At 70.7% G+C, this 13,941-nt stretch carries 10 protein-coding genes; 4 read left to right on the forward strand and 6 right to left on the reverse strand.

The window, feature by feature from the left end; genetic code table 11:
• Positions 1 to 26 precede the first annotated feature (26 nt).
• Together AB0I59_RS37550 and AB0I59_RS37555 are read right to left on the reverse strand one after the other, a co-directional pair.
• On the reverse strand, positions 27 to 788 hold the full coding sequence (locus tag AB0I59_RS37550) for an SDR family NAD(P)-dependent oxidoreductase (protein ID WP_358140815.1): 762 nt from the start codon (positions 786 to 788) through the stop codon (positions 27 to 29).
• Between the two features lie 151 nt (positions 789 to 939).
• Positions 940 to 3,150: an arylsulfatase gene (locus AB0I59_RS37555; RefSeq protein WP_358140818.1), complete on the reverse strand. Its 2,211-nt coding sequence runs from the start codon at positions 3,148 to 3,150 to the stop codon at positions 940 to 942.
• A 94-nt stretch (positions 3,151 to 3,244) separates the two neighbouring features.
• Here AB0I59_RS37555 and AB0I59_RS37560 point away from each other — a divergent pair, with 94 nt between their 5' ends.
• A complete protein-coding gene (locus AB0I59_RS37560; protein WP_061259959.1) occupies positions 3,245 to 3,910 on the forward strand; it encodes a TetR/AcrR family transcriptional regulator in 666 nt (221 codons plus the stop codon).
• A gap of 112 nt (positions 3,911 to 4,022) precedes the next feature.
• Complete coding sequence (gene casG, locus AB0I59_RS37565; RefSeq protein ID WP_494410557.1) at positions 4,023 to 5,684, forward strand: steroid-24-oyl-CoA synthetase; 1,662 nt, start codon at positions 4,023 to 4,025, stop codon at positions 5,682 to 5,684.
• A gap of 84 nt (positions 5,685 to 5,768) precedes the next feature.
• On the opposite strand, the gene AB0I59_RS37570 is transcribed toward casG, so the two are convergent.
• The 3 genes from AB0I59_RS37570 to AB0I59_RS37580 form a co-directional block, all read right to left on the reverse strand.
• Positions 5,769 to 6,068 carry a PIN domain-containing protein gene (locus tag AB0I59_RS37570; protein WP_358140825.1) on the reverse strand — a complete coding sequence of 100 codons (300 nt, stop codon included), beginning with the start codon at positions 6,066 to 6,068 and terminating at the stop codon, positions 5,769 to 5,771.
• Between the two features lie 15 nt (positions 6,069 to 6,083).
• Complete coding sequence (locus tag AB0I59_RS37575) at positions 6,084 to 7,580, reverse strand: alpha/beta fold hydrolase (RefSeq protein ID WP_358140828.1); 1,497 nt, start codon at positions 7,578 to 7,580, stop codon at positions 6,084 to 6,086.
• Between the two features lie 145 nt (positions 7,581 to 7,725).
• A complete protein-coding gene (locus AB0I59_RS37580) occupies positions 7,726 to 8,853 on the reverse strand; it encodes a glycosyltransferase family 4 protein (RefSeq protein WP_061259955.1) in 1,128 nt (375 codons plus the stop codon).
• A gap of 66 nt (positions 8,854 to 8,919) precedes the next feature.
• Here AB0I59_RS37580 and AB0I59_RS37585 point away from each other — a divergent pair, with 66 nt between their 5' ends.
• Both AB0I59_RS37585 and AB0I59_RS37590 read left to right on the forward strand, forming a co-directional pair.
• Positions 8,920 to 12,453 (forward strand): ADP-ribosylglycohydrolase family protein, encoded by a 3,534-nt coding sequence (locus AB0I59_RS37585; RefSeq protein WP_358140831.1) that lies wholly within the window; start codon positions 8,920 to 8,922, stop codon positions 12,451 to 12,453.
• A complete protein-coding gene (locus tag AB0I59_RS37590) occupies positions 12,450 to 13,274 on the forward strand; it encodes an SIR2 family protein (RefSeq protein WP_358140834.1) in 825 nt (274 codons plus the stop codon). The genes AB0I59_RS37585 and AB0I59_RS37590 overlap by 4 nt, the downstream gene beginning before the upstream one ends.
• Here AB0I59_RS37590 and nadD read toward each other — a convergent pair.
• A complete protein-coding gene (gene nadD, locus AB0I59_RS37595; RefSeq protein WP_358140837.1) occupies positions 13,183 to 13,782 on the reverse strand; it encodes a nicotinate-nucleotide adenylyltransferase in 600 nt (199 codons plus the stop codon). The genes AB0I59_RS37590 and nadD overlap by 92 nt on opposite strands.
• Positions 13,783 to 13,941: the final 159 nt, after the last annotated feature.

A 13,941-nucleotide genomic window follows, 5' to 3' on the forward strand; every position in this document is an offset into this window, starting at 1 on the left:
GAAGGTGGGATTCGTCCCGACGGGACTCATCCGAAGTTGGCCTGTCCGCCGTCGAGTGGCACGGTGGCGCCGGTGAGATAGCGCAGGTCGGGGCCGACCAGCGCGACCACGGCCCGCCCGATGTCCCGCTCGCAGTCGCCGACGTAGCCGAGCGGGATCGTCCGGCGGAACTCCTCCGCCTCGGCGGGGTTCGCCTCCATCCATCGCTTCAGTCCGGGCGAGAGCGCGTGCGGGGCGATCGAGTTGGCGCGGATGCCGTCCACGCCCCATTCCGCGGCCACCGTCCTGGTCAGCGAGCGGAGCGCCTGTTTGGCCGCCGCGTACGCGCCGTAGGTCGTGGGATCCCACCGGACCGTGGCGGAGGTGATCAGGTTGACGATGCTGCCGCCGCCCCGCTCCTTCATGTGCGGGTGGCAGGCCCGCATGAACGCGAAGGCCGCGAACGGCCCGCTGCGGAAGCCCTTCTGGAAGGCGGCGTCGTCCATCGACAGGAGCGGTCCATACGAACCCGAGTACGCGTTGTTGACGAGGATGTCGACTCCGCCGAACCGCTCGACCACCTCCGCGACGACGGCGGGGACGGCCTCGGTGTCGCTCACGTCGCAGAGGAAGGGTTCGGCCTCCGCTCCGCGTTCCCGGATCAGACCACAGGTCGCGTCCAGCTTCGGCAGGGTCCGGCCGAGCACCGCGACGGACGCGCCTTCCGAGGCGAGTGCGAGCGCGATCCCCTGTCCGACCCCCTGGCCGGCACCGGTCACGATGGCGATCTTCCCGTCGAGGCTTCCCATTGATCTCCCGTTTCACCCGGCAATGGCCGCAATAGTGATGTGACCCAACCCACCCCGAGTAGGCAGTCCCGCTCACCGGGAGCAACTCTTCGACGACGGTGCGGACGCCGCGCGGGAGTCCCGGTGACCGGGAGGAGGCGTCCGGAGTTCCCTAGTCGAGGGTGATGTCGACCCGCTCGATCGTGCCGCGGGTGAAGGGGTAGGACGCGGGATACTCGCCCACCGGAGACCCGGTGCTCAGGCCGATGTCGAACGTCTCGTCGATGGAGAAGATCGCGGGAGGCGTCACCGCGATCCGGTCCTCCCCCGCCGGGACGCCGTCCACGACGAGGGTGACAGTGCCCCCCGCGGCGATCCCGCCGTCGTAGGAGAAGGCCACGTCGATCGTGTGCCGTCCGGCTCCGAGACCGTCCTCGCCGGTGAGCCTCAGGCACGCCATCGCGAAGGTGCGGTAGACGAAGACCGGCCGTCCGGCGTCGTCGAGGTGGAGCGACCAGCCGGCGGCGCGTCCTCCCATCGTGGCGATCACGCCGTACGCGCCGGGGGCGTCGACACGGATCACGGCGCGCAGGGACCAGGACCTGCCGACCACGCGCGGGGCGTTGGACTCCGGGATGCCGACGGCGCCGGGGTGGTAGGTGAACCGCCGCCTGCCGCGCGCCAGGTTGGGCATCCGGGTCCGCGCGACGCGCGCGTCGCGCAGCGGCAGGATGCCGGCCCGCGCGGCCTCCTGTTCGAAGAGCGCCCGCATCCTCCGGAGCTTCCCGGGCTCGGCGGCGGCCAGGTCGTCGGCCTGGCTGAAGTCCCGTTCGAGGTCGTAGAGCTCCCAGACGTCGTCCTCGAAGGGCCGGTCCGCGCCCGGCCGCCCGATCGACCACGGCAGGCCGCCGTGGTGGGCGGAGGCCATCCACCCGTCGCGGTAGATCGACCGGTGCCCGTACACCTCGAAGTACTGCGTGGTGTGCCGCTCCGACGCGTCCGCGTCTGCGAAGGTGTACATCAGGCTGGTGCCGTCCATCGGCACCTGCACGACGCCGTCCACCTCCGTGGGCGGCTCGATCCCCGCCGCCTCGAGGATCGTCGGCGCGATGTCGTTGACATGGGAGAACTGCGCGCGCAGGCCGCCCCTGTCGGCGATACCGGCCGGCCAGGTGAGCACCAGGGGGTTGCGCGTGCCTCCGAGGTGCGAGGCGACCTGCTTCACCCACTGGAAGGGCGCGGTCAGCGCCCACGCCCACCCCGCCGGATACTGCGGGTAGGTGTTCGGTCCGCCGATCTCGTCGAGCAGGTCGAGCTGGGAGGCGACGCTCTCCGGCAGTCCCTGAAGCGCGCCCATGTAGTTCACGCTGCCGGGGACGCCTCCCTCGGCGCTGCTGCCGTTGTCCCCGACGACGTAGAAGAACATCGTGTCGTCGAACCGCCCGCTCTCCTTGAGCGCGTGGACCAGCCGCCCGATCTGCGCGTCGGTGTGCTCGAGGAACCCGGCGTAGACCTCCATCAGGCGTTCCGCGACCGCCTTCTCCCCGTCGCCGAGGCCGTCCCACGCCGGAATCTCGCCGGGCCGCGGCGTCAGCTTCGTGTTCGCGGGCACGACGCCGAGCCGCTTCTGCCGTTCGAGTGTCTCCTCGCGCAGGACGTCCCAGCCCCGGCCGAACCTCCCCCGGTACTTCTCGCTCCACGCTCCGGGGACCTGCAGCGGCGCGTGGGTCGCGCCGGGGGCGAGGTAGAGGAAGAACGGGCGTCCGGGGGCCAGCGACGTCCGCAGCCGCAGCCAGTCGACGGCCCGGCCGACCAGATCCTCGGTCAGGTGGTAGCCGGGCACGTCGGGCCGGGCCACCGGGGTCGTGCCCTCGTAGAGCGTCGGGTCGTACTGGTCGGTCTCGCCGCCGAGGAAGCCGTAGAACGTGTCGAACCCCTGCCCGGTGGGCCAGCGGTCGAACGGACCGACCTGGGTGGACTCCCACGGCGGGGTGAGGTGCCACTTGCCGAACGCGGCCGTGCCGTAGCCGTTCCGCCGCAGGACGGTGGCGACGGACGCGGCCTCCGGCCGGAGCACGCCCTCGTATCCCGGGTGGCCGTTGGCCGAGTTCAGCACCGTACCGACACCTGTGACGTGCGGGTCCCTGCCGGTGAGCAGGGAGGCCCTGGTGGGTGAGCAGATCGCGGTCGTGTGGAACCGGTTGTAGCGCAGCCCCTCGGCGGAGAGCGCGTCGAGCACCGGCGTGTCGATCGGACCGCCGAAGGTCCGGGCCGCCCCGAAACCGACGTCGTCGAGGAGGACGACCACGACGTCGGGACGCGTGGTTCCCGTCGCGCTCGTCGCCGTCCCGTCGATTCCGCCCGGAGCCCGCCCGCTCGTCACTCGACCTCCCGACATCGGTAAGGCACGTGTCTTACGGCAAGATAAGACATGTGCCTTATCTGATCAATAGCCTCTTCCCCGAACGGCGTCTCCCGTGACTCCGGACGAGACGGGCGCCGACGCGGCTCTGGGCCAGGACACCCGGATCCGGCTGATCGAGGTGGCGGAGCGGCTCTTCGCCGAGAACGGGATCGCCTCCGTCTCGCTGCGCACGGTCGGCGTGACCGCGGGCCAGCGCAACAACTCGGCCGCCCAGTACCACTTCGGCTCCAAGGACGGGCTGATCGCGGCCATCGCGCGCCACCGCTCCGCGCCGATCACCGAACGGCGCATGGAACTGGTCGAAGAGCTCCGGGCGGCCGGCGAGCCGCCGGGCGTCGAGGCGCTCATCCGGCTGCTCGTGGCCCCGCTCGCCGAATCGACGACGGGACCCGGCCGGCAGAGCTGGTATCTTCGCTTCCTCGCCGGCGTCATCGACCATCCGATGATCCAGGACCCCCGGGAGTACGGCGGCCAGAAGCATCCCGGCATCGGGTACATGCTGGCGCAGCTACGGCTCCGGCTGCCCGGCCTGCCCCAGGCGGTGTTCGAACGCAGGACCCGGTGGATGGCCGTCATCGTGATCCGGGTTCTCGCAGACCACGAGCGCCGGCGGTCCTCACCCGCGGGTCCCACCGCCACTCTCGACGAGGTCGTCTCCGATCTCACCGTGAGCATGGCGGCCCTGCTGCGGGCTCCGTACGCGCCGGGCGGAGACTGAGAGAATATTCGTATCGCAGTCCCGGTGACCGGGAAGACCCGTTTCGCGGCGCGTGCGGAAGCCAGAATGGGCGGCCAACAAGACGGATTCCCGCCGGCACGAGAGGCAATCGATGTCCACGTCGACAGATCCGAGAGCGGCAGCGTTTCAGGTCATGGCCCGCCTGACCGGTCCCGGCGGCGATTTCGAACTGGCCGAGGAGGACGTCCTCGGCGCGCGCATGCAGGTCTACAAGAACCGTGCCAGGTCGCTCGGACAGGTCCTCGCCGACTCCGCCCGGTTCGGCGACCGCGACTACATCGTGACCGCGAGCGAGCGGCTGAGCTTCACCGAGCATCTCTCCCAGGTCGCGTCGCTGGCCACCGCCCTCCGCGACGAGTACGGCGTGCGCCCCGGCGACCGGGTCGCCGTCAACGCGGCCAACTCCCCCGCCTGGATCCTCTCGTTCTGGGCCACGGTGACGCTCGGCGCCGTCGCCGTCGGATACAACGCCTGGTGGTCACGCCGGGAGGTCGCGTACGCGCTGGACCACACCGAACCCACCGTGGTCATCGCGGACGCCAAGCGCGCCGCGCTGGTCGAGGGCGACGTCACCGTCCTGACCGTGGAGGACGACATCCCCCGGCTGGCCCGCCTGCACCCGGACGCCGCCCTCCCGACCGCCGACGTCGCCGAGGACGACCCCGCCGTCATCCTCTACACGAGCGGGACGTCGGGACGGCCGAAGGGCGCGGTGCACTCGCACCGGAACGTGACGTCGGTCATCGAGTACCACCGGATGAACGACGCCATGATCCGCGCGTTCGGTGGCCCGTCCGACCCCGCCGACCGGCGTTATCTGCTGGCCCTTCCGCTGTTCCACATCGCCAGCCTGCACAACCTCGCCGTGCCCCGACTGGCGACCGGCAGCGCCGTGGTCATGCACCAGGGCGCCTTCGACGTGGACCGCGTGCTGCGGCTGATCGAGAAGGAGCGGGTCACCAACTGGGGGGCCGTGCCCACGATGGCGCACCGGCTGATCGAGCACGGCGACCTGTCGAAGTACGACCTCTCCTCGCTGACGGCCTTCGCGCTGGCGTCCGCGCCGTCCTCGACGGCGTTCAAGGAGCGGCTGCGCCAGGCATTCCCCCCGGCCAAGGACGCCCTGGTCGACAGCTACGGGCTGACCGAGACCTCGACCGCCGTGGCCGCGGCGACGCCCGCCGACCTCGCGGAAGCGCCCGGCACGCTGGGCCATCCCATCATGACCGTACGGGTGGAGATCCGCGACCCGCTGGGCGAGCCGCTGCCCGAGGGCGAGGAGGGCGAGATCTGCGTCCGCAGCCCGTTCAACATGCTCGGCTACTGGAAGGACCCGGAGGCCACCGACCGGACCATACGCGCGGACCGGTGGCTGCACACGGGCGACATCGGCGTGATGGAGCAGGGGCGGATCCGCCTCACCACCCGGCGCTCCGACCTGATCCTGCGCGGCGGGGAGAACGTCTACCCGGCCGAGATCGAGAACGTCCTGGCGGAGCATCCCGCGGTGCTGGAGTGCGTCGTGATCGGCGTCCCCCACCCCGACCTCGGCCAGGAGGTCATGGCCGTGGTCGTCACCGACGGCGAGCAGCCGGTCAGCGAGGACGACCTGCGGGCCCACGCCCAGGGGGAGCTGGCCTACTTCAAGGTGCCGTCCCGCTGGCGGATCACCACGGAGCGGCTGCCGCGCAACGCGACCGGCAAGGTGGTCCGCAGTGACGTCGAGAACTCCGTGAGCGACCGCTCCTCATGAGCGATCCGGCCGGAAACCCGGCGGAACCCCGCCTCGGCAGCGGGGTTCCGCCGTTTCCGGCGAACCCCTGCCGGACGTACGGACTCACACCGGCCACTCGAACGGATTGAGTAGCCGCGCTCCCGTACGTTCGAAGTCCTCGATGTTCCGCGTGACCACCGTCCACCCTCGCAGACGCGCTGTCGCGGCCAGAAGTCCGTCGACCACCGGCAACGCCGCCCTCGAATTGAGGGCACCCCATTCCTGAGCGACCCGCAGATCGACGGGCACTATTCGCTCGCTGACGTTGTGCTCAAGACGTACGAGCCAGGACTCGAAGACTCCGGCCTTGAGGGATCTCCATCGCGCACCCGCTCCATCCCCAGGGATACCGAACGCTCTCACGCCCGGGGCCTGCCGCTACGGAACCCGCGCGCAGGCGGTGTCAGCGGACGGCAACGTCAGCTTCGTCAGATATCGGTCGGCGTACCCCGTCACGCACGTGTCCTTCGCCCGCAGGTAGACGACGTGCACAGGGCCGTCATAACGGACGGCGACCGAGCCGGGGATCTTGCTCACCAGGAGTTCGGTGACGGAGAAGTCGCGGTCGCCGCCCAGTCCCAGTACCGGAGGCAGGCCGACCGGCAGGGGGCGCGGCGGGTTCACCGGACGGTGCCGCCAGCCCGAGCAGGCAAGGGCTTCCAGCCCGATGCCGACCCCGCCGCCGAAGTCGCGGGAGATCCGCTCGCTGTAACGGCGGTCGCTGACCAGCGCCTCGTACCCCAGTCTGACGAGGCCGTCCGGGCATCGGGTCGCCGCCGCGCCCGGCGAGCTCCAGCTCGCGGAGACGCCCAGAATCTGCTCGCCGAACCAGGCGAAGTCGCCCTTGCTCGCCTTGAGCAGCGCGCCGGCGAACTCCGGTGCCTTCTCCGGAATGGGAAGGACCAGCCGGGCCAGCGCCTTGAGGTGCAAATCGGTCAGTCTGATCTCGCCCAGCCGGGCGGAGGCATATGTGACGGGCCCGCGGCCGGTGCTCTTGATCAGCTCGCGCCAGAGCCTGCGCACGTTTCGCCCCCGCAGGGCGCACGCGTCGTCACCGGCGCACCAGGTGGTGAAGCGCTTGAACGCCGCCTCGGTGGCGCGGAGTTGCGCGCGTTCCATACCGCGCCAGCCCACCGTCGAGTCGGGTGTGCTGTCGAAAACCGCCGCACGGACGTGCCCCGGGTAAAGCCGCGCGTACGCGGCGGCCGGAACCCCGCCGTAGGAGAAGGCCAGCATGGTGAGCCTGTCCTGGCCGAGGGCGATTCGGATCTCCTCCATGTCCCTCGCCACCGAGTCCGAGTCCAGGTGGTCGGCCAGACCGGTCGTGTCGTCCTGACGACACCGATCGACCAGGCGTTCAAGGCCGGCAGCCTGCGCCTCGTACGCGGCGCGGTCACGCGGGTCGTTGAGCGGCAGCCCGGGAACCCCGCACGAGGGCGGCAGATAGCGCCCTGCCACGCTGGTGCGGGGGTTGTAGCTGACGACATCGAAATGCCAGCGCAACGTCGTGAACGACTCCGGGGCCGAGGAAAGGACGCCTTGGATCCCCGGACCACCGTCGGGCACGACGAGAACGCTGCCGAGACGGAGTGACGGATCGGTGGCGGGCAGCCGAGCGAGGTCCAGCTTGATCGTGGCTTTGCCGGGCGCGGACCAGTCCGCCGGCACCTCGATCGCGGTGCATTCCATCCGCGCCGGGCCTTGGCCGGAAGGGCAGGCTCTCCAGATGAGGGCCGGCGCGGCCTGGGCCGCCACCGGCAGCACGGCCGGGCCCAGGAGCGCGGACAGGGCCGACAGGGCAACCGGCACGGTCTTCACCCGATATGCGGAGCGGATCGGCGCCCGTCTGAGCGGCCGTTTCATTCGGTTGGTCATGCGCTCACCGTAGAGATCATGACTGACCCGGTGACATGGCCGAGGCATCCCAAAACAAGGTGAGGCACACCTCACCTTCGTACGTGCCCCCAGCCCCACTGGAACCCCGAGGCTGTTACTGCCGGCGCAGGTCCCAGCCATGATCTCAATGTGTCACTGGAGTACCGGTGACGGCCTCGGTGAGGACGGCGTGCACGGCGGTGGCGACCCTGACCGGGGAGTAGCGGGCACGGACCGCGGCGTAGTGGCGGGCCACGACCTCGGCGTCCGGGCCGGTGGTCGCCAGATCGACGAGGCGCGCCCGCAGCTCGGTGACGTCGCCGTACAACACCGCGGGGTCGTCACCGGAGACCTCGGGATAGGAGCCGATCCGAGGAAGCAGGCAGTGATTGCCGGTGGCCATCGCCTCCAGCGTCGCGACGCCGAGGCTCTCGTGTGTGGCCGTGCTGATCTGAAGGCCGCTCTGCCACAGCGCCGCGTAGTAGTCGTCGATCGGCAGGTCTTCGCCGCAGACGACGCGGCCAGGATGGGCCGCGGCCAGCTCCCGCAGCCGGCCCGCCCAGGGAGAACGCTCGGGAAAGTGCCGGGTCACCAGGATGCGCGCGCCGGTGCGTTCGAGGATCTCCTCCGCCGTGTCGAGGAACACCCCCGGCTGTTTCGCGGAGTTCGGCGCATGGTTGAACACGATGGTCGTGCCGTTCCGCGTCCCCGGCCGGCGGGCCGCGTCGATTCTTTCCAGGTCGAGCGGCAAGCCCACCACACGCACCTTTCCGGCGAGTTCGTCGGCCGCTTTCTCGCTGACCGAGGAAACGCCACCGAGAATCGTCCTGCGCATGTAGTCGCTGACCACCAGAACACGGTCCGCCGCCATCAGGTTGCCCAGATCCGCCCAGCGCAGGTTCGGATAGTGCTCGAACCGGAAGAGATCTGTCTCGTCCCAGTGACTGCCGTGCGTGTAGGTCACCAGGGGCAGCGAACGGGTGTCGTCCAGCACCCAGCGCAGATCCGCGGTGAACGGCCATAACGCGTGGAAGGCCAGGACAACGTCGTAATGTCCGCGGGCGACCGCCTTCTCGACGGCCGCCAGGACCTCCCCCGTCCACACCGTGAGTCGCCGGGCGTCCGATGTGATGACGTCCACATGGAGGCCGAGCCCGCGCAGGCCCGCGACGAGCGCGGCGGAGGAGGTGACTCCGTATCCCATCGCGCCACTGACCTCGGTGGGGCCGGCGTCGGCTGGATGGAGATACGTCGCGACAAAGAGGATTCTCAACCGGCGCCTCCTATGGGAGATTTCCCTTGTCGGATGTGCGGAACATTTAATTGGATCGGATCCTCAATGTCGATATTTGATGATCTGCACCAGAAACGACCCGCGGGGGCACGCCTCTTCGTCGACCGGCACACCCCATGCCGTGAGTTCGCGGAACGCGTCAACAACGATCCGGCACAGCAGATCGTCCAGGTGTACGTCGGTGTGGGCGGCAACGGTAAGAGCGCACTGCTCCGCACCCTCCAGAACCGGTGCGCCTACCGCATTCCACGCGAGCAATGGGAAGAGATCCACGCGTACCCCGACGAGTTCTTCGTCGACGCGCTGGGCCGTTCCCCCGGCGCGACGAAGGTGCCGGTGGCGCTCCTGGATTTCGGCGCGCAACCGTCCGGTGTGAACCGGCCCCAGGAACCGCTCAGCGCGTTGTTCATGCTCAAACGGCAACTGGCGGAGGCCGGCGTCCGGACGCCCCGGTTCGACTTCGCGGCCGTCTCGTACCTGCACCGGTCCGGCGCGGACGTCCGGGCGCTCATCGCCGAGTTGTTCCCCCGGTCGGAGTTGTTGTCGGCGGCCAGCATCGCCGACGTCTTCCTCCAGGTGCCGGTGGTTCAGCTGGGCACGGCCCTGTTCGAGTGGATGAACCGCAGGCTCGACAATCTGACGGAGCAGCGGAAACTGCGCCGCCGGGTGCCCCCGGAGGTGGTGACCGAGGTGCTCGCCCTCGCTCCGGAACCCGACCTCATGGAGGCTCTGCCCCGGCTCTTCTGCGAGGACCTGCGCGCGACCCTGACCGGCCGCCGCGCCCCGCACCGGATCGTTCTGCTCTTCGACACCTACGAGGCCGTGGCAGGGGAGGGCGCCCGGTCGCGGTTCAGCAATGTCGGCGGTCCACGCTGGATCAGGTCGCTGCTCGGCAACCTGCCGCTGGCCGACGGCGCCATGGCCGTGGTGGCGGGCAGGGCCGCACCCACCTGGTCCCAGGCGCTCGTCGAGCCGATCCCCGAGCAATACGTCAAGATCGACGCCTTGGGAGCGCTGCCCGACCGGTTCGCCCGGGTGTATCTGGAGGAGGCGGGCGTGACCGACCCGGCACTCCAGCAGGCGCTCCTCTCCTACGCCACCGACGAACCCGGGCTGGTCCATCCGCTGCTGCTGGGCCTGTCCACCGACGTGGTGCTCACCGCCGTCGAACGCGGCCGGAGCCTCCAGCCCGTCGACTTCCCTTCCGCCCCTGAGCTGCGGGACAAGGAACGGGCGCTGGCCGCCCGGTTGCTGTCGCGGATCAACGACGACCTCGAAGAGGCGGTGGCCGCGGTGTCGGCCGCCCGGTCGTTCGACAGCGACCTGTTCTTCCATCTGGGAGCGCGGATGGACTTCCCCGCGACGATGGCGGTGTTCCGGCGGCTGACCGCGTTCTCCTTCGTCACCCCGGTTCCCGGGGAACAACGGTTCGTCCTTCACCAGCTGCTGCGCCGGGCCATCGGGAACATCGCGCCGGAACTCGTAGCCCACGCTCACGAGGTGCTCGCTGACTACTATGAAGCGGTGCCGCGACCAAACGAGTTCACCGGGCGGGTGGAGCACATCTACCATCGCGCACGGCTCGATCCGGCCGGCGGGGTCGAGCTGTGGCTCGCCGAGATGGACCGGGTGCTGGCGCTCAGCCGGTTCGACCTCTGCAGATCCCTGCTGAACGTGCTCGGCGACCTCGACATGCCCTCCTCCGAGGTCGCGCGGGCCTGCGACTACCAGGTGGCGCGGGCCGAGATCGCCCTCGGCCGCTGGGAGGAGGCCGAGGAACGGCTGCGCGCCCTCCCCGCGGAGGCGGCGCTCACCCATCTGTTGATGGGCGAGCTGGCTTTCGTCCGGGGTGACTTCGACGGCGCGAAGCGGCTCGCCGACCAGGCGTTGGCGGCCGGTGGAAGCGGGGCGGCCCGGCTGCCGTTCCTGATGTTCTCGGCCAACATGATGCTCTTCCTCGGTCGGTTCGAGGACGGCAAGCGCCTGTGCCGCGAAGGACTCGCGATCATCGGACCCGAGGGCGACGGGAACGCCGCCGTCCTGTGGCACTCGCGCCTCGCGTCCATCGAGTTCTTCTCCGGGGAGATCGAGGCCGCCAAGGAGCAGCTGGCGCTGGCGGCGCGGCGGTTGGACGCCGTCCCCGAGGCTGACCGGGACCGTCAGGCCGAGGCCGGGCTGCGGCAGGAGGAGGCCGTCGTCGCCGAGGCCGAAGACCGGGCCGAGGACGCGCTGCGGGGGCAGGCCGAGGCACTGCGCATCCGCCGCGAGATCGGCGACGTCCGAGGAGTGGCCCACGGCCTGAACGGGCTGGGACTGGCGGCGCTGCAGATGGGCGACGCCGCCCAGGCCGCGGAACGATTCGTGGAGTCCGCCGTGCTCGCCCGCGACCTCGGGGAACGCCTGCTGTACGCCAAGGCGACCAGAGGTCGCGCGGAGGCCGCCACCCTGGCCGGCCGGTTCGACGAGGCCGACGAGTTCGCGGCCACGGCTCTCGCCGGGTTCGAACGCGCCGAGATCCCGTACGACGTCGTTCACGCCTGGATCACCCAGGCCCGGGTGCATCGGGCCCGTGGAGACGAGCGTGCCTGGCTGACGCTGGTCGACCGAGCCCGGCGGGAGATCGAGAAGGAGGGCTTCGGCAGCCTGTACGCGCGCTGCCCGGAGGTCCGGCCGCCCTCGGCCGAGCGCATCGGGCGGGCGATGACGGCGTTCGCGGCGGGCGACGCGCTCGGCGTCCCGTGGGAGGGCACGGCCCCGGGCGCGATCGACGCCGGCCGGGTCACCGAGCTCCCCGCCCCGGAGTGGGGCTGGCCACGCGGCTCGACCTCCGACGACACCGCCCAGATGCTCCTGGTCGGCGAGTTGCTCGCGGAGACCGAGGGGCACCCGACGACCGAGGCGTTCCTCACCCGGCTCGCCGCCGCGGAGAGCGAGATCCGCGGCATCGGCCCGACCACCCGCCGTGCGCTGGATCACTTCCGCGAGACGGGTACGCCGCCCGGGCCGGCCGCCGGCGGGCGGCCGACCAACGGTGCGGCGATGCGCATACTGCCCGTCGGCTGGAGCACTCCCGCCGCCGACCCCGACCTGCGCCGCCACCTGGTGGAGACGCTGTCGATCGCCACCCACCGGGCCCCGGAGTCCATCGCCGCGGCCTGCGTCGTCGCCGCGATGGCCGCCTGGGCGATCGAGGGTGTGAGCCTCGCCACCGTCCTCGCGGCGGCCGAGACGGAGGCCGGCTGGGTCGCCGATCGGTACGGCGAGCCCACCGCCGTACGCGCCGCGCTGGCCGGAACCTGGGCTCCCCCGGCCGACGGTGTCACCCTCGACGCGCTGGAGACGGCCGCCGCCGTGGTCCACGTTCTGGGCACCACGACGGACCTGGACTCGGCGTTGCGCGCGTCCGTCCTCCTCGGCGGCGACACCGACACCGTCGCCGCGCTGGTCGGCGGAATCCGCGGCGCGATGGCTCCCGACGAAGTCGACGGCCTCACCTGGCTGCCCCTGGTGGACTTCCCACGGCCTTCCGATCTGGCCGAACGGCTGCACCGGCTGCGCGTCGCCCGGTACACCCGGTGATCGAGGAGATCGCCGGCGGGATCCGCGCGGCGGCCCGGCCGATCGCCGTACTCGCCGGATCGGGGGTGTCGCAGTCGGCGGGGGTGCCGACGGGGCAGGATCTGTTGCGGGGGCTGGCCCGGCGGCGTGGTGAGGACGCCGACCCCGATCCGGTCGCCTGGTACCTCGGGGCGCTCGAAACCTTTCCCGACTACTTCGGAATGGTCGGGGACGGTACGGATACCCTGCCTGATTCGATCTTCGACCGGCCCTCGACCACGCCCGCGCATCGGGCGATCGGGCGCATGGCCGCGGCCGGCCTCGTCGGACCGATCCTCACCACCAACCTTGATCGCCTGCTGGAGCGGGCGCTGCGCGAGGCGGGGGTGCCCTTCGACGTCGCCTACGATCTCGACGCGCTGGCGCGGATCGGCCTTGACGGGGTGGTTCTGCTCAAGCTGCACGGTGACTACCGGGACATCGGCATCCGGCACACCGCGCGCGCCGCGCACTCCTACCACGGCGTGATCGACGACCTGCTCGACCGGGTGTTCGCCGGCTTCGACCTGCTGGTCTGCGGCTGGTCGGCGAGCTGGGACGTACCGCTCCACCGTGCGCTGCGCCGGGCGGAGCGGGGGCGGATCTGGTGGCTCCAGTGCGGGCCGCCGTCCGAGGCCGCGCAGCGGATCTTCGCGGTGCGGCGTCCGACGGTGGCCGCGGTGGAGGGCTCGGACGAAGGGCTGACGGAACTCAGTGCGCTCCTGCTCGGTACAGACCGCGACGCACGATGTGATCCGCCACCGGGTCGGGCACCAGATAGCGGATCGGTTGGCCACGGCTGACCCGCCGCCGGATCACCGTGGAGGAGATCTCCCAAACCGGGACGTGGAGCAGCGTCACGCGGTCGCGGAGCGGCAGAGCGCCATCGGCCAGTTCGTACCCCTGCCGCGAGCAGAACACGAAGTGCGCCAGTTCCTTGAGGGACCATGCCTCGTGCCAGGTGCCGATCGACCCCAGGACGTCGGCGCCCGCGATGAAGTACAGCCGGGCTCGGTGGCCGTACAGGCGCCGCAGCTCGCGGAGCGTGTCGACGGTGTAGGTGGGACCGGCCCGGTCGATCTCCATCCGGCTCGCCGAGAACCGGGGGTCGGGCGCGACGGCGAGCTTCGTCATCGCGTACCGTTCCTCGGCGTCCGAGACCCCGCGCGGGTCCTTCTGCCAGGGGCTTCCCGCCGGGATGAAAACGACCTCGTCGAGGCCGAGCCGGTGGGCGGCCTCGCTGGCCTTCAGCAGATGCACGTTGTGGATCGGGTCGAAGGTGCCACCCATGATGCCCAGGCGGACAGTCATGGCTCAGTATCGACGTCCGCCGCCCCGCCCGCAGTTGCCTTTCACGATACGAAAGTGAACCGGGCCGCGCTCTTCAGGGTGATGGATGAGCTGCCACATATCGAAGAACGATCTTGCAAGCTTCCAGCGATCAACCAGGAGCCGGCGCCAGGCCTGTAC

Source organism: Microtetraspora glauca (assembly GCF_040656155.1).
Taxonomy (GTDB): Bacteria; Actinomycetota; Actinomycetes; order Streptosporangiales; family Streptosporangiaceae; genus Microtetraspora; species Microtetraspora glauca.